An 18,285-nucleotide genomic window follows, 5' to 3' on the forward strand; every position below is an offset into this window, starting at 1 on the left:
TATCAATAAGTGTTACCAGCCTTTTATAGCCATTCCTTTAAACGCATTTTTTGCTGTTTTTTCTACAATTTCCGACTGGTAAGCTTTTACAAATTTTTTTACTTTTTCTTCATTTTTATTATCTTCCCTTGCTACGATTACATTTATGTAAGCAGATGTTTCATCTTCTCTTAATAAGCCAAATTCGTTAGGATTTAAGTTTGCTTGTGCTGCAAAATTGTTGTTAATAATAGCAATGCTTACTTGCTTATCATCTAAAACAACGGGTAATTGCGGAGCTTCAATTTCTATGATTTTTAATTGTTTAGGGTTTTTTATAATATCTGTTACTTTGGGTAAAAGCCCCGTATTATCTCTTAGTTGTAGCAACCCATTTTTTTGTAAAAGCAATAAGGAACGTCCTCCGTTGGTAGGGTCATTAGGAATAACAATTGTACTACCGTTTTGTAATTCAGAAATGTGTTTAATTTTTTTAGAGTAAGCTACCATAGGGTAAACAAAAGTGTTGCCTACAATTGCTAATTTATATCCACGCTGTTCAGATTGTTTTTTTAAATAGGGAACATGCTGAAAAACATTTACATCGATATCACCATTATTTAGGGCCTCGTTTGGAATGGTATAATTGTTAAATGAAATTAACTCTACTTCTAAACCATACTTTTCTTTGGCTTCTTTTTTTGCAGCCTCAGCAATTTTTTGTTCTAAACCAGAGGTAATACCTACTCTGATATAATTAGGCTTGCTTTTTTCTGAATTTCCGCAGGCAAAAAGCGTTATTAATCCTATTACCGAAAAACTTAAAATAATTATTTTCTTCATTTTTATCTGTGATTAAATTTTTTTGAAAGTTTGTTACCTAAAAACTGAATGCTAAATACTAATGCAACTAATAAAACAAGTACGGTATTCATAATAAAAGTATCATAGCCTATGTACCCATATTGGTATCCAATTTGACCTAAGCCGCCTGCACCTACAGCTCCACCCATTGCAGAATAACCTACCAATGTGATAAGTGTGATGCTGGCATTATTAATTAGCGATGCTAGCGCCTCTGGAAGTAAAACTTTTTTGATAATTTGCCATGGGCTAGCACCTAATGCTTTAGCGGTTTCTATCAATCCGCTAGGAACTTCTAGTAAACTGTTTTCTACCAACCTGGCTATAAAAGGAGCAGCACCAATACTTAACGAAACCAACGCTGCATTTACACCGATAGAGGTTCCTATTAATATTCTAGTAAAGGGAATAAGCCATACAATTAAAATAATAAAAGGAATAGAACGGAATACATTTACTATAACAGATAGAATTTTATTGCATAAAGCGTTTTCTAGAAATTGTCCTTTTTTGGTGATAAATAAAATAACACCAATAGGTAAGCCTAATAAAAAGCCAAAAAAACCAGCGGTAAATGTCATGAAAACCGTTTCCCAAAGTCCTTTTAGTAAGAGTAAAATAGTTGTTTGATCAAGCATATCCTTTAATGGTATTTATAATGTTATTGTTATTGAAATATTGGAAAAGGCTTTCATTTTCCTTAGGGCTATTTTGTAGGTGTAATAAAACTTTTCCGAAATTAGCATCTCCAAAATATTCAATATCTGCAACAATTAGTTTATAACGAATACTGTATTTATGGTGTATAACAGTTAATATTTCTTGGAATAAAATGTTACCAAAAAGCTCTATTTCTACTATAGGAAATAACCCTACAGAAGGTTGTAACTGAATCTTATTGCTTAATGATTGTGGTATATTTATGGATTTCGAAATAAGAAATTGTTTAACAATAGGGTGTTTTTTATGTGTAACAATGGTATCTAAGCCGCCTTTTGTAATTAGTTTTCCTTGGTCTATTACGGCAACTTGATTACAAATTGTTTTTATTACATTCATTTCATGTGTAATAAGTAAAATGGTAATGCCTAGCTGTTGGTTAATATTCTTTAATAACTGTAAAATAGCTTGTGTTGTAGTTGGGTCTAGTGCGCTTGTGGCTTCATCACAAAGTAGTAAATAAGGATTGTTTGCTAAGGCTCTTGCTATAGCAACACGTTGTTTTTGCCCACCAGAAAGGTTTTTAGGGTAGTGATTTGCTTTATCTTCTAGAGCTACAATTTTTAGTAACTCATTTACTCTTTCGGTAATTTTAAATTTGTTAACATTATTTAATTCTAATGGTAAAGCTATATTCTCAAAAACTGTTCGAGAGGAAAGTAGGTTGAAATGCTGAAAAATCATGCCTATTTTTTTGCGTTCATTGGCGAGGTCTTTACTATTTAGTTTTGTGAAGTCTTTTCCGTTGACGATAACTTGTCCGCTATCAGGTTTTTCTAACAGATTTACAGAACGTAACAGCGTGCTTTTTCCCGCTCCAGAAAATCCTATAATACCAACAATATCACCTTTTTCTACCTCTAAGCTTACTTTATCAAGGGCTTTTAGTGTACTTTTTTTATGATGAAAATTTTTAGTTATATTTATAATCGGCAAAACAAAAAGTACATAAATCTAAAACGAAAAGTACATTTTTTGAACAAAACACAACCCCGTTAAAAACTATTTAAACGGGGTTTATTTATACTTTAAACATTAAGCGAAAACTTAGGTCGCTCACCCGCTAAAAGCTGCTGTGTAGCCTCTATATTGTTTTCATAGATATGCACGTTACCAAGTGTCAACGTTATTGACTTTAAAGGTAAATCAATTTTACGGCTTATCAAATACAAGTGATATATGTCCGCTGGTAAGCCAAGTGAAGCGTCAGAACTTCTTTGGTATGCACTAAGCACTAACTTACCCATATCAACTTGAAATTGTATAAGAGACAAGCAAGGTTGCTGATTACTTTCCGCATCCGTCGAACCTAAAAACAGCACGTAATTCTTACTTGGTCGTTTTTCCTTATTGATTTTCGCAATAAGTGGGGGTAACTTCTCAAAGTATGTTGGGTAAGAATTCACTAAAATAGAACCACAATAGTTCCACCATTCTACACCTATATCACGATAAGCTTCTGTTTGTCGTTCTCCACCCATAAATAGCTTTAATTCTCCTTTTAATTTGTTTCTTGGTACTTGATGTCCTTCAAGAATATTAAGTAAATCTAACGGCTTTAAGTGTAGCCGTTGGTTAAGTAGGTATTTAATACTGCCTTTCTTGTTTTTTTGGATCTTTCCGTTCCTTAAGATGCTATCTAGTGTCTTATGGTATTTATTCATTTTTATAAATCATTATATCGTTATACTTTGAGTTATAATTAACTCCATTTTGGCGTGTTGCTGTTGTTGCATATTTAAACGGATTTTCTGTTAAAGTTGTAGTTTCAAACCAATCCATAAGCTCTACAATACTCGATTTATCACTGGTAAAATAGAAGTACTTTTTACCATCAAGCATGCTAAGAATTTCTAAATAATCTCGAAGTCGCCAATATTTATTGCCGTAGCTAGATGTATCTGTGCTTAGATAAGGAGGATCTAGCACGAATATAACGTTAGGATAATCTTTATAAAAAGAATATAAAGCCTTAAAATCTTGATGAACTACCTCTAATCCGTTTAAATATTCATTTGCTTCTGTTATATCAGATTTCCGTACACGCTGATACATGGTTTGTTTCTCCAGCTCCTCAAAACTACCTACATATTTCCCACTAAAAAGTAAAGAAGAAGATAAAGTAACATAATCTACATACCCAAAATCGTTTTCATGTGTTTTTACAACTTTTAAAATCGCTGTCTTAACTTGATTACTAATCTTAGTTTTCGATTCAATATGCGTTACTAATTGGCGTAATTCAGCTAATAATACATTTGTTTCTGGAATAGCTTTTAGCCGTTTACTAAAGTTATCGTAATCATTATAAATTACTCTAGCTTCTGGATAAACGTTTTTTGTCACTCTACTTAACAAGCCACTACCTCCAAATAAATCTACATAAATAGCATCTGAAGGAAAAGCTTTTAAAGCTTCAGCATACTGGTTTACAAAATTTCTCTTTTGCCCCTGAAATGGTAACGGAGCCGTTTTTACAATTTTCTTTTTCATAGCAATTTTAATTATTTATATATTTGCGCCTCTGACCACTTAACGAAAAACCCGAAAACCCTAAGAAGACTTTGTGTCCTCCGTAGGGCTTTCGGGTTCGTATTTAAAAAGTGGTCAGAGATTTTTTAAAGCGGAGGGCATTTTTTATCCTTACCTCCATTGGATTTAAACAGTATTTAAACGCTATTTTCTTTACGTTTAAACACTCCCAACCTCCATAAAAAGAAGAGAATTACAGCAATGGCTACCAAGCTTATTCCTGCTGTTAAATAAAAGCCTGGTTGAAAGCCTGTAACCTCTACATCAGTTTGCTTAGTTTTCCTCTTAACTTCTTTGTTTTCGGTAGTTTTAGCTTCTTTTTTTAGTTGTTTTTTTTCGTCTTTTTTGGTGTTTTTTGTTTGGTTAAATGATTGCTTTTTTGTATCTTTATTGCGTAGAAGCGCGCCACCTGTTAGGCTTATTTCTTCTACAACTTTCCCGTTTTTTACGTGCTTATATTCTAACGGTTGTACAACTCCGTTAGTGTCTGTTATGGTTTCCAGTTGAAACTTGGTGCTTTCTAACAAGCTTTGTGTTTTCAACTTTTCAAGCATAGTAAGATTAACTAGCGTTAAGCTATCTAGCTTCTGTATAGCTTCTAACTGATTTACCTCTTTTTCTTTGGTAGCATCTATTTTTTTAGACTTACATGCAACCAAAAATATCATCGTAATTATTACATAAAATCTTACCATCTTGCTGCTATTTTGCGTATATCGTAGTGCGTGAAAGTGGCGTAACTTCCTACGCCTCCGTTTTGTATTTTCTTTTCTGAAATCAATTTAAAAATCACTTTCCTAAGTTCTGACGGGCTTAATGAGCAAACAATATCTGCGGCCATTCCTAATACGTGCTTACTTTTGCCTGATCTCCCTTGGAGATATTCCCACCATTCAGGACGAAAAGCGATGTTGATGATTAAAGGAACACCTATTTCATCACGTATTATCTGTAGATTTTCAGCTAACTTTTGAATGTTTTTTAAAACAACAGGCGTTACCGAGGCGATCACTTTTTTTTGCTGACGCTCGTTATAAAATTTTGAAACTAAAAACTCACGTAGCGTAAAATCTTTCGTCAACTGTTGATTTATATCAATCATCATCCCACATAAGTTATATAAGCAAGTGTATAATACGGCGGTCGGTTCTCATGCGGTTGATCGCCACCTTTGTTGTTAGTTGTTACTGTATGTGAGTGATTTCCTGCACTGCTTGTTTGTTTTGTTCTGTACTCAGACTTCGCCCAGGTACCATCTATTCCTTCGCCGTTAACCGTGGTGTATTGTGAATAGTTATGGGTATGCGCACCTGTCGAGTTGGTTGTGCCTGGGTGATTGTGCTGCGGCATTTCGGCTACGGTAAGCTTATGTCTTTTCGATCCGCCTGTTTTCCCAATTTGGTTGTAATCTGCATCGGAACTCAAGCCAACTATAAAACGCCCACTCAAATCAGGAGTACCGTTTGTCCCGTCGCAAAGCTGCCAACCTTCTGGCATTTCTGTTGGACTTCCATAAAAAGGAAACACCGCTTTTTGTGGTGGTATTCTTTTACTAAGTTCTGCTAAATTCTTTAGACGTTTTAAATCGTCAAACGCAACAATACTTTCCGATTCAAAATCAGTGAATTCCAAACGACGCTCAAAATAGGTGTCTATTAGATCACCTTCACCATCGCCGTTTTCATCTTTTAAATATTGCGTTTGCTCAACGTTTTCTACAATTTTCAGATACGGCTTTTTGACACCGCCAGCACATGGCAACACTTCGCCATTAATTACTGCGAGTCCCGGCGTTACATTGTTAAGAAATTCGGCCATTCCTGATACGATGCCATCACCTGCAATATTAGCGGTAACATTGCCAAGCTGATAAATCATATCTCGCAAAAATCGCCATGTTTTCGAGGTTCCAGGAAAGCCTCCGCCTTGTACTTCTATTCTATTCATGAGTTAAGTTTTATTTAAAGGTTATATTGTAAGTCTTATCGGGTAATCGGTAAAAATCGACGTATGCCTTGAGACGTATAATTTGTGAGCTTCCTTCCGTGTATATGTTCTGAAATTCCAACGGCAAAACCACCACAAAATCCACATCTAGTTGCTCCAGTTCTTCTGGATTGTAGAAATGCACCGGCTTGTTTTCTTCGGGGTTATAAAAGTGAACCGGCGCATTTTCTTCAGGGTTATAGAAGTATATCGGACTTAAATAAATTCCATCGGTAATATAGATACGTCGTTCTTGAGGGTCAAAATAATCGTTAAGCACATTTTCTAACGAGAAAACTTGCGGAGTATGATCTAACTTATAGTTGGTTTCTTTTCTATAATTTAAAAATCGTATATGTAAATTTTGGCTTGGTTTGAGCAAGGCAAATAACCACGCATACCACTTGGGTTGCCTAAGTAAAGTAGGTAACTCGTGTAAAATTAGGTAGCTAAAATTAAGTTGATATGTTTTGTTACTTATTGCCATTAGAGTTGTACTGTTTTGGGAATAAATTCTATCTGTAAATCATTCTCGTCAATACGCATATAACCACTATTCGCCACGTAGCTACTTTCAATAGCTTGCCAGCTTGGAGGCTGTAAATAATTAGCTTCTGCGGAATCAATGTATACCTCTCTATCGGCGCAACCTTCTACGTTCTGGAGCAAATCAACAAGCACGGCCATATTAAACTCCCCGTTAAATTTCAGCTCCTTCAAATAGGCATTAATTACATTTTGTACAGGCGTGTTGTTTGTTCCGTCGATTCTTGCCCCGTTTTCGTCAAGAATTAACGGATTGTAATAAAACCTAAGCTGCATCCGCAAATCATCAGGTTGAGCGGTGAAAATGATAATTTTCGTACCTGCTGGTTTAATCTCGGCAAAATATTGCTCGAGGGCTTCGAGCTCATCGCTTTCCAATGGTGCCAAGTCTCCGTTATTTTCTTTGGCCACCTTAATAAATAGGTGTTTGCGGTTGTTTAACTCCAATTCGATAACCGCAGCTCGAGCAACTATTTGCATCTCTGCAATTTGTTCATCGGTATATACGTCTGCTTCGTATTCGCCATTTTCGTTAAGTCCTTGACCGTATCGAAAAAGTAACGCCTGATTACGGAACCAAAGCAATGTATAGCGTTTTTGCTCGCGTATCTTTTGGTCAGTTTCCTGCGTATAGGTTTCGAAGTATTGATATTGAAGCCATACCACGAAAGCAATTACATACGCCCAAAGGTTATAGATAGCTACATTACTCGTGCTATCTATACCTTGCAAGGCTTCTTGGTTTGCTTTTTCGGCGAGTATTTGTTGTTTTATATCTTGCACTGTCATAGACTTATTTTTTCAAGAAATTGTATTTTACGCTGTGCCTTTTCAATGCCAGAATACATGGCTTTTCGGCAATGTTGCCTGTCTAAAAAATCAAGGAATTTAACAAGTGTTTTTCCGAATTTTGACAAGCTATTAAGCCTGTAATTCCAACCTAGAACTTCGCTTATGGTTTCGTCTTTGTCTCCAAATTTGTAGCTCTCTTTTTCTTGTGCTATACAAAGCCAATTGAGAAATCCGCTAAAGGCGGCGTTACCTAACTGATCAAAGCTTGCGGCGATTTCAACAAAGTAAGTAGCCATACCAGCAAACACATCAACGGCTTTTCGGTTTGGATTGGTGATGCTAACACCAATCTTCCAAAGCAAAGCCAAAGGCGTTATCACTACAAAAAGAAAAAGCGCCAAGACAATTAATAATATGCCTCCTATGGTCTTAAAAATCATCATAAGTCGAACCTTCCATTAGCATCATCAAGAGCGATATAATTCTCGAAAGCCGCTGTTAAACTTAAATTTTGCTCCAACACTAAACTGTAGAAATATTCGTAAGCAGGCATTGTTAAGTAACGCTCATACTCATTGATAACATTACCTTCTGAGTCTGTTTCTTCTACAAAATCAGGGTTTAATACTGGCTGCAAGTTTTCATCACGCACAGCAACATGATAGCTGTTATCTATGCGCCAATCGGGTACTTTTTTTGAAAAATTACCAGATACATCTACTCCGTTTTTCAGATATTGAAGCCTATAAAAGAAGTCGATATACGAAGCATCTGAATTTACATTAAGTCCCGCCAAATGCAGCGTTCGTTCTACATCGGTAAAAACCTTATGGTTGCTTATTTTTTTTGAAATAATTGTTTTCATGTTATTTCTTTTATAATTCTTTAATATTTATGGTTCGCTTATCTATTAATGCTATCTGTCGCGTGCCTGGAGGTTTTTCAGTAACAACACATGTATATACTAATCGAAATTCTAACTCTAAATCGTTTCTTGATGTCGCAAAACCAGGAGAGGTAATATATTTTGTTGCTACTGTAATGTCAGATAGAGTATTATAACTTTGCGGAAAAGCTTTAAACCTTATATGCCTACTATTACCTACTGGAATATAAAGCATCTCTATATCAAAACTTAAAATTTCTAGCTTAGGTACTCTGATTTCCAAATCATCATTAAATCCAATTGTACTTAATGTCTTCCAACCAAAAGCTGCTACATCAGATTTTACTTGTAAACTTATTTCTCTCGAATTAACATAATCATTATATATTTTATCTGTACTAAATGTAAATTTAGCCGAGACAGAGGAAGTTGTCTTAAATGGCATCCCCTTATAAAAAGAATATGACATTGGACTTGTAATAATATCCCCTGCTTCATTAGTAGTCCTTACATAAACATTTAAAGCACCATTATAATTAGTTTCTTTATGTATATATCTTTTTAGTATTGGATATCTAACTCCGTTATGAACTATGTATATATTATCTTCATCATGTTCTATAGCTCCGTTAACAGGCGTGGTCGTCAATTCTCCTTCTGGTATTAATAATGGTGGAGCTTCTGGTGTACCGAGCTTTGTGGCGTTACCAGAAGTTGTAACTTTTTCTAAATTAGGAATATTAGGGTTGTCCAGTTTCTGCTTATATTCATCCGTGAAATCGTTACTACTAAGGTCGCGGCCTTCTTCTTTTAGTACACGGTCGTTAAGTGCCTCTTGCAAGCCATTTACCTCGTTTATTTGGTGTTGCTCCGGGTGTACATAGTTTTGTAAACCTTCGAGTTTTTGTAGCAGCTCATCCGTGAAATCGTTCGCACTTAAATCCTTTCCTGGTGTTTTTGCAACCTTACTGTTAAGAGCCTCTTGCAAGCCGTTAACAAAGCTTATTTCTACGCTTTGTAATTCTTGCGGTTTGGGTATCGATACATTTTTTCCGCTTGTAAAATCTAAACGAATAGCCTCATCGGTTTCGGTTATTTTTTTGAGTACATCACCTTGCGAGTAATGCCAAAAGCTATCCAGTAAGTTGTAATACTTATTTCGGATTGCTTCATCATCGCAAGTAAAATAGCCTTGTAATATGTCTATGCTTTGTTTCATATTATGCAAAATATTGGCAGAGATTGCAGGCATTATTATTGCCGTTGTTATTCTCTATTATTTTTTTGTCCGCATCGCTTAATGCGGTTGCTGGTTTTATATTATTTGCTCTATAATAGCTTACTATTTCTGTATTTGCTTCTGCAAATTCTGGTACTTTCAATACGCTTCCCGGTTCAAGTTCATCGGTAACCGATAAGCCGTTGGCCAGTGCCAGAACCAAAACACCTTCTTGCGTTCCATACACTTGTATGGAAAGGTCGAAAAGCGACTGGTGTTTTATGACGGTTACGGTGCTCATGGGTGTTTTTGCTTGTAATTATCAAATGCTTTTTTCAAGTCGCGATACTTATTTTTCCACAACTCTACATTTCGCCGTAATAAGTCTATTTCACGGTGCAACTCCTCAAATTTTTCGTCATAGCGTGTTTTCAAGTCGTTTAGGGTTTCTTGATACAAGTCAACAATTTTTTGGCTTCCATCAGCTTTTACGCTTTGAAGCTCGGCTTTCATACGCTCAAGTTCAGCGTGTTTTTGTTTGCGCTGAAAAAACCATGTACAAACACCAGCTATTACTGCTGTGGCTAATTCGCCAAGGTATTTTGTTAAGAATTCTTGTACCATATTATTGTATTGTTGTGGTTACACTTGCCCCGTCTGAACTTACACCAGTAGTCTGACGGCCGATTACAAAACTTGATATTGCGGAGGCTAACTTTTGAGCTATTCGCTTACGAGCTTGTTCCGGATTAATGTTTGGGTTATTTGATTCGGCATCATAAGCCTCTTCGATTGCATCTTGTAATTGTTGTTGTGTAAATGGCATTTCAGTTATTTTAAAATCTTATTTAAACGAAGTTTAATTTCTTCTACAGCAGCAACGTTGATAGTTGTGCCGTTTACTACTAAAATTTTGTTTACTTCATCAATAAAATCATTTAACACTTTTTTTAAATTTTCACCTTTCCGGTTAATTTTATACCCCTCATTATCTACTTCAAATTCTGTTTGATTAATAATGCCTTTTATTTTTTCAGCTTCATCTATATTGCTAATAACTAAGGTGTTTTCATCATTACCTATCATACTTACAAGCACGTTAGAACCAACTTTTGGGTAAATAACCAATTTGTTAGCTAATTCTTTTACCGAAGCTTTTAGCCTTACTTTTGTGTAAGGGAAGTCGGTAATATCTTTCACATCTACTGTATCATCATCATTTACTTTTGTTATAATAGCGGCAAATGTTTGCTTCGGTTTTTTTCTTTGTGCTTGTAGGGCTACTTTTAATTCGCTATCTAAACTCATAGTTTGTTACCTAATTCCACTTTACGTCTACCACCGTTTACACTCATTGTTATTACTACTTTTGGCACAAAATAATTACCCGTTCGGTTGGTGTAATTTTTGTCGCGTATTTCTACATTCATACCTCGAGTTACAAAAGGGGCATAAAACCCGGTAATCGTTCCTTCATAACCAGTATATTTAATGTTGCTTAGTTCGGCTTCGCCAATTTTTTTGAGTACGGAAGGGTCTGAAATATTATACCGATAGATGGTTCTTTGTTCTCCATCTGAATCGCCTACTAGAACTTCTATTTTAGAATTATCCTTTTGGACTCCTACGACCTTAAGATTTATTCTTACATCTTCGGCACGTCTAAATTTTAGATCGTGAGAAACTACATTTTGATATAAATCATAAACCACCGTTTCTCCTATATTTTTTACTTGGCGTAAACCCGCATAAAGTTTTCCAGCATCGTCAATAAAAGTGTAAAGCCCGTATTCGTCTTTAATTTTCTCTAAAGCTTTTGCACCGTTAACATCTTTGAGAATGAATTTGTCAAACCCAACTTCAGGAATATTACTAGCAAGCTGAACACCTGTTCCGGCAACTACATACTCGAGAACTTGCTTTAAGGTGGTTTTTCCGAAATTTCTAGTGATGCTTTTTTGCCTAATCTTATAAATGGCATCTTCACAAACTATAGTGATGGTTGGCATATTAGGCTTAATCCAACGCACAAAACCTTCAAACTCTACCTTTTCTAAAACACCTTTATAAGCTAATGTGATTATAACTGGATCACCAGCTTTTATTTCTTCTTCTAATTGTCTTTTCTGGTAACCACTTTCGGTATTACCAAATAAAGCACTCATCGGCAATTGTATTTCTGCCGTGTCGCTTAACAAGTCTACAGATTTTGTTATTTCAACCTTATGAACTCGGTCAAAAACGATATTTTTAATTTTTATTTTAGCTGCCAGAATAAACATTATAAACGTGTTATTTTGTTACTACTTACTGTTGCATAAAAATCATCGTCAGACACTGCGTTGATGTAAAAACTTTGCGAGTATGGTTTTCCTTGCATATTCCCAAAACCATAATCTTTAATTACTAATTTGTATATCCCAAATAAATCGGTAATATCATTATCAACCTCGAGAGCCTCATTTCTTTCACATAAGTCGATAACCGCCTTTACTTGTTCTTCTGGGTAATTCTTTTGCCCAGGAATAATACAAACACCTTCAATCTTTATTTGGTAGTCACCCGAAGAAATAAATTCTTTTACCGTGCCGCGCTTCTCGCTAGAAACTAAAACCGTTTCTTGAATTATTTTTCTTGTATTTATAGTTACCAAAGGCTCATTAGGTAATTTCTTACCAGCAATAGAGAAATCCATAAACATAGGCCTGCCCAAAGAATCTTTAGCAAAAACAGCTTTACCTATATTAGATTCAGGTATAGGTGTTCTATTTCGTAAGTCTGGATAAGCTTCACTTACATAACCATGACTTTGTAAAATGAGATTCTTTATATTAAATTCATTAGCCATTATACAGGTGTTGTTTGTAATTGATTAATACTATTAAGTACTCTTAGAAGCATTCGTTTTAACTCATCTTCTGATAAGCTCATCCCTTGACTTACATTTTGGGATTGTATTGTGAAAGTTTCTACAAGTTTTCCAAAGGTTACATTAATGTTGGTTTGCTTGGAACCACCCCCCGTGATCGTATCAATACCTTTACTTAAACCTTTCGGCATATCTGTAGAAGCTCCCTTAATAGATTGTTCGGTAGAAGCATTTACGGTTTTACCTTTACCAGTTAGCATATCTAAAATGCCACCAGACTTTTTTTCTTTATTAGCTTCAACTTCTGCTACGCCTTGGCTATAAGCTTGCCCTGCTTTTTTACCAACACCTTTCATTTTATTAAAAAACTTTGCTCCAGAATTTGCACCCATTAAATTTGCTGTAGCACTTTTTCCTGTTTCCCAAGCTGCCTTCCAATCACCTTTAAAAAACTGCATTAAAGCTTTACCTAAACCTGTTATGCCTTTTAAAATATCTTTTATACGATCAACCACTAGCTCTTTTATGGCCACACCAAAACCTTTCATATACTCCCATGCAGCTAAAATTGCACCTCTAAACCATCCTATTTTTTGATAAGCATAAACAACACCAGCAACTAATGCCGCTAAAGCCGCAATTACGAGACCTATTGGATTAGCCGTTAAAGCTGCATTCCATAACCATTGCGAAGTGGTGGCAACTTTTGTCCAAAGTACATAAGCACGGAATTGAATATTAAATGCTAAAAAGCTAATTTTACTTATAATGAAGTTGGCATTTAAGGCCAATAACGCCACGCCTAGTAAACCAAAAACCAAAGCATTATCTGAAACTATAGAATAGAGACTATTAAACCATTGCCCTACTTGTGGTAGCACTTCAATTAAAGCAATACCCCAATCGACCAAAGGCATTAAGTTTGGCAATATCTTCTCGCCTAGCTTTGTTGCTCCAAGTTGAAGTTTGCCCATAAAAGTAGACCACTTACCGCCAAAGCTTTTCGATTGCTTTTCCATTAAGTTAAAAAACTGCCCGCCTTTACCAGTCATATTAGTAAAAGCTCGTTCTATAAACGGAAAGGTAATTTTACCTTCACTAGCTAACTTTTTAATTTGATCTGGAGCAACACCCATTACTTTTGCGAGTTCGGTAAAAATTGGAATACCACGCCCAGCTAATTGGTTTAGGTCTTCGCTGTAAACCGTGTTTTGAACTTTAATTTTACCATAGATCTCTGAAAGCTCGTTAAAAGGAATTTTAAGACCTGCCGAAATATCACCTACTTTTCTTAGTGTTGGTATTAACTTTTCATTGCTTACACCAAATGCCAGTAAGTTTCTACCGGCTTGAATAACTTCTTTATTATTAAATGGGGTGGCGTTAGAAAACTTATTAAGGCCTTGTATTGTTTTGGTCGCTTTTTCGGCACTCCCTAGCATAGTTTCAAAAGAAATACGGGTTTGCTCCATATCTGAGCCAAGCTTGATAATAGAACCTACACCTCGTACTGCTTCAAAAATCCCGAAACCTATACCTAACTTAGTCAAGACACCGTTAAGCCCAGAAAAAGTACTTTTCATAGCACTTGCTTGAGCATCGGTTCTTCTCATTCCACGTCTAAACTTATCTTGCTTTTCTTCAATCTGCGTAAAGGTAGATTTACCCCGACCAGCTATTTTATTTAGCTTGGAGCTCATCATATCTTTAGCTAGAAATGTATAAGTATAAGTAGACACGAGGTTTTATTTTTAATAATAGAAATTTACTTCTTTACCTTCTTTTTTACGTATATCTTGCAATTGGGCAAATTTCTCGCCCCATTGCTCATCATTAAGCTTTGAGGGGTCAATGTGCAAGTAGTACTCGAGCATAGTATCAACATAACCAATAAAATTGGCTGAAGGTTCACCGCTACTATGCTCTAATACTTTTTTATGTTTACCGTAGTGGTCTCTATTAAAGCATCTATTTGCGTTGTTATGTCGAGAAAATAACGATCGTTTGTTTTAAGCTCTTCATCACCTTCAAGCCATCCGCTTTCAAGTACATTTTCAGCTAGACCTAGTGGATCGTTTTGACTTACGCTCATCGCATATTTTAACTGGTCACGGCTTGGTTTTTTAACGAAAGCGATTTTACCTTCACTTTCTAAAACCCAAATTTCTTTTAAGTTGTGCTTTTTCTTAAGAGATAATGCTTTTTCTTTAATTTGCTCTTGTGTTAATTCTTTATTCATAAATAACTTGTTATCTGGTTTTTCTACCTAAAAACATTATTGGTAGCGTTATTTCTTGAAACTTGTCGTTTTGGTTAATTTCTCTAGGGTCTTCGGTGAACTCTACATTTTCTAAAGTATGAGTAATAACTCCTGTACCATTTTTAGGTACGTAAGAAACACTTACAGAAAATGGCTCTAAATCTGTTAAATCTTCGTCTGGTTGTAATTGCGCCGCCATCGCTTCAACTTCAGACTGAAGCAATACTAATTGTCCTTCATAAGCTTTATTGCCTGATTGAATGCTGTGCGGATTCTCACCTCGAGCATGTAAATATTCTTTTTCCTTGGTTACTTTATAAGATACTCCTCGAGCTTTGGTTATAGATCGGCCTAACATTGCTATTTCAACATTAGACCATGCAAATTCTTTTGTGTTAAATGCCATTGTAACGCTTTTTAATTACTGGTTAAACTTGTTGTAAAGCCTAAGTCTATACTAATGTATTTAGAGTAGCCTACTGGGAGAATATCTAAGGTGACTTTAAACTCATTAGTTCCTAAAATATCTTGAGAAGGGTCAATGCTTGCGCGTACACCGCTAATTTCGCCCTCAACGGTCATTTGTTGATTAATGGCTGCTTCTATATCTGAACGCCAGTTGCCTATTAAAGCTGGTGAAATTTGACCGTTTTCAGCTAGTGGAATTTCATCAAGAATATTTTCGGTATAAACTGAAAGTGCAATAAGTGTAGCCTTATCTATAACCGCAACTCTTTTTAAGCTGCTTAAATCATCGCTATCACTGGTTAGGGTAGGATCATCTGTAAAGAAATACCCTGCTTTACCAGGAATAGTTCTTAAAAATATATAGCCTTTGTTGTGTATCGCTTCCCATGCATCTTCTAAAGTCTCAATGGCTTCACCATTGTTTAAGTAAGCAGCCACTATACCTAAATCGCCATCACGTACACGACCAATACTTCTTTGAACGGGGTTAGCTGCAATTTTACCCAAAATCATACCTACCGCAGCATTTTTCCCAGCGCTTGCATTACCTAATAAAATGGCAACTCGATTACTGGAAGCTTTTTTATAATCTTTGAGATCGGCTACCGTTCCCGTAAAGTCTTTGCCGTCTATAATTACTCGCAACGGCTTATATTTGTTTGCGTGTGCGTTAGCCAATTCTTGCGCTTTAGTAACGGCTAAGTCTACATCTTCATCTAAACCATTGCCAGTAGTAATACCCGTGTTAGATTTTTGAGAAACTACTAAAGTTCTAATACGACCACTAGCTGCATTTAATAATGTAGGCGCATAACTACCTGTAGTGTCTAATTGCTCACTCATCTTAATAGATGCAGTGGTAAGCATTAGCCAAAGTTCTGCCCCTTTTCCTGCTTTGGCATAAAATTCTTTAATAGCATTGTAAGCAAAAGAATTGGTGCCATCTTTGGTAATACCTATTGCCTCTGCGCTTTCAAGACTAAAAATTTGATTAGCAGTTCCTACAGTGATATTATTAGTTCCGGCAACCGTGCTACCTGTAATAATCATCCCAGCAATAGTATCTTCTGTTTGATTAGTTTGCCCTAATCTATCGTTATTTATGTTAATGGTAACTTTAGGAAGTCCTGACATACAATTGTTTTTTAATAGTTTTTGATATTACTAGCTAAGATTACTTAGCTAGTAATTAATTAAGCTACGACGTCTTCAACTAAGTTGATAACGCCTTTACCGTCTTTTCTTGCCGCAGTACCTCCAGCTCTCACTAAAGCAGACATTTTAGAACCGTAAAGCTCGGCATCGTCTACATTTAAAAAGATTTTTGTACCGCCTTCAGCACGTCTTACATAATTTTTATGCCAGAAAATTGCACCAGCACAATCTGTAGCTGCTGTGGTTGTTTCTCCGTAAGGTCTTATAGTGCCACCTTGCGTAAACACGTTAACTTTACTTCTTACGAAAAAGTCAATACCCATAAAGTGGCCTACAGAACCATCTACCAAAGGCTTAACTTTGTTATAGTCTGAACTTTTCACCTCTGGAATTTGCAACATATCTTCTTGCATTGCTGGGGTAATTACAGCATAGCGATTACCAATAGGAATATCTTGTTCTGCCCATACGGTTGTTACTTTTTGAATATCAGCAAGCACCAATCTTTTTCGATTTCCTGTTGCCCCAGAAACGCCGCTAACAACTCTACCTGTTCCAGTAGTTCTAATTTTCTTAACACCTGAAGAACCTCCCCAAGCCGATGCCATAAAGTTGGCTACAGCTGTATTTAATGCGTTTACATGTTCCTCTAAAATAGAAGCACGCTTATCGTAGCTTACTAATAAGGCCTCTGAGTATTGTAACCAAGTTGGATCACTTGAAAACTCGTGCATTTTATATTCGCTAGGGCTGTCGGCACGTTTTGTAGCGTTCCCTTTTTCGGTTCTGTCTATCTTCACATTAGGGATCGTACCTACGTGTGGAAGCTGTACAGAATCGGCATCTACAAACGCCGAATCGTTTTTTGATTGCTTATAGAACTCATTCGCAGGGAATAAGTTTTTGCTCAAATCTGAGCTAAATTTTCTTTTTAATAATTCTGCTGCCATTGCTTATGGTTTATAAAGATTCGTCAAATAGTTTTTGGAATTGCTCTGGGTTCTCGCTTTTCATTGCAAGTAATTGCTCAGGAGCGTTGAGTTCATACCAAGCCCAATCCTTTTTAGCATTGGTTTCTTTACCGCCTTCACCTTGTTTAATATCATCAAGGAAATCACCTAGTTTATCTTTTGGTGAAGCTTGCGTTTTACCCATAAGGTCTTCTAATACAGCTTTTGCTCCCGAATGATCTGCCTTGAATAATTGGATGTATGTTTCTTTTTTTTCGGGTTTGATAGCCTTAGCTTGAATAGCATCATCTACAAGCTTTACCGCTTCGGCTTCTCTTTTTTCCTGATTAAGCTTTACCAAAGCTTCGTATTTGGTTTTGTAATCCGTTTGGGTTTTGTTCTCTTGTAATAAAAGAGCTACGCGATCTGTTATTGATTCATTGCTGCTTAAATTGAGTTGCTTACGTAAATTGTCTTCTAATTTCATTGTGTTTTGAATTAATGGAAGTTCATAATCTTGATCGCCATCGTAAAGTTTTACCATGGCATTGTTATTACCACCACGGTCTACGATAGATATTTCGGAAAGAATACTTTTAGTAACAGTTGGTCTAGTTTGACCGGGTAACAAGAGTTTGACGTCCTCGCTGGTTTCAATAGGATCTACACCAATAGATGCCATACGAATAAAATTCCCTTGAATTTTCTTAGCAATTTTCATTGCCTTTTCATCATTTTCATCAAATACAGCATCTGCCATAAGTACACCGCCAACACGTTGTAAATTTTCCCAACGGCAAATAACTTCATCACCTTTTGCGGTATAGTCTTCACCTGTTCTACGTTGGTGCATGTAATATCCTACAGGATTTTTCTCAAACTGAGTTGTATCAATACCATCACTAAGTATTCTAAACCCATAATTATTTACGCTTTCATCGCTAACTACAAAAGTGAATTTCATTTGCTCGTTTTCATCTTGTTATGAGGCAAAATTGTAGCGAAATGAAAGGCTTAACAAATTGCTAATCAAGGTTTGAATATTTATTCTCAATTATT

The 18,285-nt window shown here is 35.9% G+C and carries 26 protein-coding genes; all 26 read right to left on the reverse strand.

Annotated elements, in window-relative coordinates; translation table 11 throughout:
* Positions 1-12: 12 nt before the first annotated feature.
* The 26 genes from metQ to GGR32_RS00695 all read right to left on the reverse strand — a co-directional run bounded on the left by metQ (position 13) and on the right by GGR32_RS00695 (position 18,190).
* Positions 13-822: a methionine ABC transporter substrate-binding lipoprotein MetQ gene (metQ, locus tag GGR32_RS00575; protein WP_183475501.1), complete on the reverse strand. Its 810-nt coding sequence runs from the start codon at positions 820-822 to the stop codon at positions 13-15.
* Positions 823-824: 2 nt separating this feature from the next.
* A complete protein-coding gene (metI, locus tag GGR32_RS00580; protein WP_183475502.1) occupies positions 825-1,481 on the reverse strand; it encodes a methionine ABC transporter permease MetI in 657 nt (218 codons plus the stop codon).
* The gene (locus tag GGR32_RS00585; protein WP_221403668.1) at positions 1,474-2,499 is read right to left on the reverse strand and encodes a methionine ABC transporter ATP-binding protein; all 1,026 of its coding nucleotides are present in this window, start codon (positions 2,497-2,499) and stop codon (positions 1,474-1,476) included. The genes metI and GGR32_RS00585 overlap by 8 nt, the downstream gene beginning before the upstream one ends.
* Before the next feature lie 92 nt (positions 2,500-2,591).
* Entirely contained in the window at positions 2,592-3,227 is a 636-nt protein-coding gene (locus GGR32_RS00590; RefSeq protein WP_183475503.1) for a thymidylate synthase, read from the reverse strand.
* Positions 3,220-4,056 (reverse strand): DNA adenine methylase, encoded by an 837-nt coding sequence (locus GGR32_RS00595; RefSeq protein ID WP_183475504.1) that lies wholly within the window; start codon positions 4,054-4,056, stop codon positions 3,220-3,222. The genes GGR32_RS00590 and GGR32_RS00595 overlap by 8 nt, the downstream gene beginning before the upstream one ends.
* Positions 4,057-4,232: 176 nt before the next feature.
* Positions 4,233-4,790, reverse strand: a complete 558-nt coding sequence (locus tag GGR32_RS00600) for a hypothetical protein (protein ID WP_183475505.1) — start codon at positions 4,788-4,790, stop codon at positions 4,233-4,235.
* Entirely contained in the window at positions 4,784-5,200 is a 417-nt protein-coding gene (locus tag GGR32_RS00605; RefSeq protein WP_221403669.1) for a D-Ala-D-Ala carboxypeptidase family metallohydrolase, read from the reverse strand. Before GGR32_RS00605 ends, GGR32_RS00600 begins: the two co-directional genes overlap by 7 nt.
* Positions 5,197-6,042: a phage baseplate protein gene (locus GGR32_RS00610; RefSeq protein ID WP_183475506.1), complete on the reverse strand. Its 846-nt coding sequence runs from the start codon at positions 6,040-6,042 to the stop codon at positions 5,197-5,199. Before GGR32_RS00610 ends, GGR32_RS00605 begins: the two co-directional genes overlap by 4 nt.
* Before the next feature lie 10 nt (positions 6,043-6,052).
* A complete protein-coding gene (locus GGR32_RS00615; RefSeq protein ID WP_183475507.1) occupies positions 6,053-6,568 on the reverse strand; it encodes a hypothetical protein in 516 nt (171 codons plus the stop codon).
* Positions 6,568-7,416, reverse strand: a complete 849-nt coding sequence (locus GGR32_RS00620; protein WP_183475508.1) for a hypothetical protein — start codon at positions 7,414-7,416, stop codon at positions 6,568-6,570. The genes GGR32_RS00615 and GGR32_RS00620 overlap by 1 nt, the downstream gene beginning before the upstream one ends.
* Positions 7,413-7,862 carry a hypothetical protein gene (locus tag GGR32_RS00625; protein WP_183475509.1) on the reverse strand — a complete coding sequence of 150 codons (450 nt, stop codon included), beginning with the start codon at positions 7,860-7,862 and terminating at the stop codon, positions 7,413-7,415. The genes GGR32_RS00620 and GGR32_RS00625 overlap by 4 nt, the downstream gene beginning before the upstream one ends.
* Positions 7,859-8,284 (reverse strand): hypothetical protein, encoded by a 426-nt coding sequence (locus GGR32_RS00630; protein WP_183475510.1) that lies wholly within the window; start codon positions 8,282-8,284, stop codon positions 7,859-7,861. The genes GGR32_RS00625 and GGR32_RS00630 overlap by 4 nt, the downstream gene beginning before the upstream one ends.
* Positions 8,285-8,294: 10 nt before the next feature.
* Positions 8,295-9,557: a hypothetical protein gene (locus GGR32_RS00635; RefSeq protein WP_183475511.1), complete on the reverse strand. Its 1,263-nt coding sequence runs from the start codon at positions 9,555-9,557 to the stop codon at positions 8,295-8,297.
* Positions 9,526-9,825, reverse strand: a complete 300-nt coding sequence (locus GGR32_RS00640) for a hypothetical protein (RefSeq protein ID WP_183475512.1) — start codon at positions 9,823-9,825, stop codon at positions 9,526-9,528. The genes GGR32_RS00635 and GGR32_RS00640 overlap by 32 nt, the downstream gene beginning before the upstream one ends.
* Complete coding sequence (locus tag GGR32_RS00645; RefSeq protein WP_183475513.1) at positions 9,822-10,148, reverse strand: hypothetical protein; 327 nt, start codon at positions 10,146-10,148, stop codon at positions 9,822-9,824. Before GGR32_RS00645 ends, GGR32_RS00640 begins: the two co-directional genes overlap by 4 nt.
* 1 nt (position 10,149) lies before the next feature.
* The gene (locus tag GGR32_RS00650) at positions 10,150-10,350 is read right to left on the reverse strand and encodes a hypothetical protein (RefSeq protein WP_183475514.1); all 201 of its coding nucleotides are present in this window, start codon (positions 10,348-10,350) and stop codon (positions 10,150-10,152) included.
* Positions 10,351-10,355: 5 nt separating this feature from the next.
* Positions 10,356-10,832, reverse strand: coding sequence for a hypothetical protein (locus tag GGR32_RS00655; RefSeq protein ID WP_183475515.1), 477 nt, complete (start codon positions 10,830-10,832; stop codon positions 10,356-10,358).
* Entirely contained in the window at positions 10,829-11,806 is a 978-nt protein-coding gene (locus GGR32_RS00660; protein ID WP_183475516.1) for a late control protein, read from the reverse strand. The genes GGR32_RS00655 and GGR32_RS00660 overlap by 4 nt, the downstream gene beginning before the upstream one ends.
* On the reverse strand, positions 11,806-12,372 hold the full coding sequence (locus GGR32_RS00665) for a DUF6046 domain-containing protein (protein WP_183475517.1): 567 nt from the start codon (positions 12,370-12,372) through the stop codon (positions 11,806-11,808). The genes GGR32_RS00660 and GGR32_RS00665 overlap by 1 nt, the downstream gene beginning before the upstream one ends.
* Positions 12,372-14,096, reverse strand: a complete 1,725-nt coding sequence (locus GGR32_RS00670) for a tape measure protein (protein WP_183475518.1) — start codon at positions 14,094-14,096, stop codon at positions 12,372-12,374. The genes GGR32_RS00665 and GGR32_RS00670 overlap by 1 nt, the downstream gene beginning before the upstream one ends.
* 48 nt (positions 14,097-14,144) lie before the next feature.
* The gene (locus tag GGR32_RS12070) at positions 14,145-14,267 is read right to left on the reverse strand and encodes a hypothetical protein (RefSeq protein ID WP_281372592.1); all 123 of its coding nucleotides are present in this window, start codon (positions 14,265-14,267) and stop codon (positions 14,145-14,147) included.
* 50 nt (positions 14,268-14,317) lie between these two features.
* Positions 14,318-14,632 (reverse strand): hypothetical protein, encoded by a 315-nt coding sequence (locus GGR32_RS00675; protein ID WP_183475519.1) that lies wholly within the window; start codon positions 14,630-14,632, stop codon positions 14,318-14,320.
* A gap of 10 nt (positions 14,633-14,642) precedes the next feature.
* The gene (locus tag GGR32_RS00680; RefSeq protein ID WP_183475520.1) at positions 14,643-15,059 is read right to left on the reverse strand and encodes a hypothetical protein; all 417 of its coding nucleotides are present in this window, start codon (positions 15,057-15,059) and stop codon (positions 14,643-14,645) included.
* Positions 15,060-15,070: 11 nt separating this feature from the next.
* Complete coding sequence (locus tag GGR32_RS00685) at positions 15,071-16,255, reverse strand: DUF2586 family protein (protein WP_183475521.1); 1,185 nt, start codon at positions 16,253-16,255, stop codon at positions 15,071-15,073.
* Between the two features lie 59 nt (positions 16,256-16,314).
* Positions 16,315-17,226 (reverse strand): phage capsid protein, encoded by a 912-nt coding sequence (locus tag GGR32_RS00690; RefSeq protein WP_183475522.1) that lies wholly within the window; start codon positions 17,224-17,226, stop codon positions 16,315-16,317.
* Positions 17,227-17,236: 10 nt separating this feature from the next.
* Positions 17,237-18,190 carry a hypothetical protein gene (locus tag GGR32_RS00695; RefSeq protein WP_183475523.1) on the reverse strand — a complete coding sequence of 318 codons (954 nt, stop codon included), beginning with the start codon at positions 18,188-18,190 and terminating at the stop codon, positions 17,237-17,239.
* Positions 18,191-18,285 lie beyond the last annotated feature (95 nt).

Origin of the sequence: Mesonia hippocampi, from assembly GCF_014197445.1 — a bacterium.
GTDB classification, from domain to species: Bacteria; Bacteroidota; Bacteroidia; order Flavobacteriales; family Flavobacteriaceae; genus Mesonia; species Mesonia hippocampi.

Bases quoted from the DNA above. Each gene is read 5' to 3' on its own strand.
- metQ (WP_183475501.1), bottom strand. From the start codon at position 822: ATGAAGAAAATAATTATTTTAAGTTTTTCGGTAATAGGATTAATAACG.
- metI (WP_183475502.1), bottom strand. From the start codon at position 1,481: ATGCTTGATCAAACAACTATTTTACTCTTACTAAAAGGACTTTGGGAA.
- GGR32_RS00590 (WP_183475503.1), bottom strand. From the start codon at position 3,227: ATGAATAAATACCATAAGACACTAGATAGCATCTTAAGGAACGGAAAG.
- GGR32_RS00595 (WP_183475504.1), bottom strand. From the start codon at position 4,056: ATGAAAAAGAAAATTGTAAAAACGGCTCCGTTACCATTTCAGGGGCAA.
- GGR32_RS00600 (WP_183475505.1), bottom strand. From the start codon at position 4,790: ATGGTAAGATTTTATGTAATAATTACGATGATATTTTTGGTTGCATGT.
- GGR32_RS00605 (WP_221403669.1), bottom strand. From the start codon at position 5,200: ATGATGATTGATATAAATCAACAGTTGACGAAAGATTTTACGCTACGT.
- GGR32_RS00610 (WP_183475506.1), bottom strand. From the start codon at position 6,042: ATGAATAGAATAGAAGTACAAGGCGGAGGCTTTCCTGGAACCTCGAAA.
- GGR32_RS00615 (WP_183475507.1), bottom strand. From the start codon at position 6,568: ATGGCAATAAGTAACAAAACATATCAACTTAATTTTAGCTACCTAATT.
- GGR32_RS00620 (WP_183475508.1), bottom strand. From the start codon at position 7,416: ATGACAGTGCAAGATATAAAACAACAAATACTCGCCGAAAAAGCAAAC.
- GGR32_RS00625 (WP_183475509.1), bottom strand. From the start codon at position 7,862: ATGATGATTTTTAAGACCATAGGAGGCATATTATTAATTGTCTTGGCG.
- GGR32_RS00630 (WP_183475510.1), bottom strand. From the start codon at position 8,284: ATGAAAACAATTATTTCAAAAAAAATAAGCAACCATAAGGTTTTTACC.
- GGR32_RS00635 (WP_183475511.1), bottom strand. From the start codon at position 9,557: ATGCCTGCAATCTCTGCCAATATTTTGCATAATATGAAACAAAGCATA.
- GGR32_RS00640 (WP_183475512.1), bottom strand. From the start codon at position 9,825: ATGAGCACCGTAACCGTCATAAAACACCAGTCGCTTTTCGACCTTTCC.
- GGR32_RS00645 (WP_183475513.1), bottom strand. From the start codon at position 10,148: ATGGTACAAGAATTCTTAACAAAATACCTTGGCGAATTAGCCACAGCA.
- GGR32_RS00650 (WP_183475514.1), bottom strand. From the start codon at position 10,350: ATGCCATTTACACAACAACAATTACAAGATGCAATCGAAGAGGCTTAT.
- GGR32_RS00655 (WP_183475515.1), bottom strand. From the start codon at position 10,832: ATGAGTTTAGATAGCGAATTAAAAGTAGCCCTACAAGCACAAAGAAAA.
- GGR32_RS00660 (WP_183475516.1), bottom strand. From the start codon at position 11,806: ATGTTTATTCTGGCAGCTAAAATAAAAATTAAAAATATCGTTTTTGAC.
- GGR32_RS00665 (WP_183475517.1), bottom strand. From the start codon at position 12,372: ATGGCTAATGAATTTAATATAAAGAATCTCATTTTACAAAGTCATGGT.
- GGR32_RS00670 (WP_183475518.1), bottom strand. From the start codon at position 14,096: ATGATGAGCTCCAAGCTAAATAAAATAGCTGGTCGGGGTAAATCTACC.
- GGR32_RS12070 (WP_281372592.1), bottom strand. From the start codon at position 14,267: ATGCTCGAGTACTACTTGCACATTGACCCCTCAAAGCTTAATGATGAG.
- GGR32_RS00675 (WP_183475519.1), bottom strand. From the start codon at position 14,632: ATGAATAAAGAATTAACACAAGAGCAAATTAAAGAAAAAGCATTATCT.
- GGR32_RS00680 (WP_183475520.1), bottom strand. From the start codon at position 15,059: ATGGCATTTAACACAAAAGAATTTGCATGGTCTAATGTTGAAATAGCA.
- GGR32_RS00685 (WP_183475521.1), bottom strand. From the start codon at position 16,255: ATGTCAGGACTTCCTAAAGTTACCATTAACATAAATAACGATAGATTA.
- GGR32_RS00690 (WP_183475522.1), bottom strand. From the start codon at position 17,226: ATGGCAGCAGAATTATTAAAAAGAAAATTTAGCTCAGATTTGAGCAAA.
- GGR32_RS00695 (WP_183475523.1), bottom strand. From the start codon at position 18,190: ATGAAATTCACTTTTGTAGTTAGCGATGAAAGCGTAAATAATTATGGG.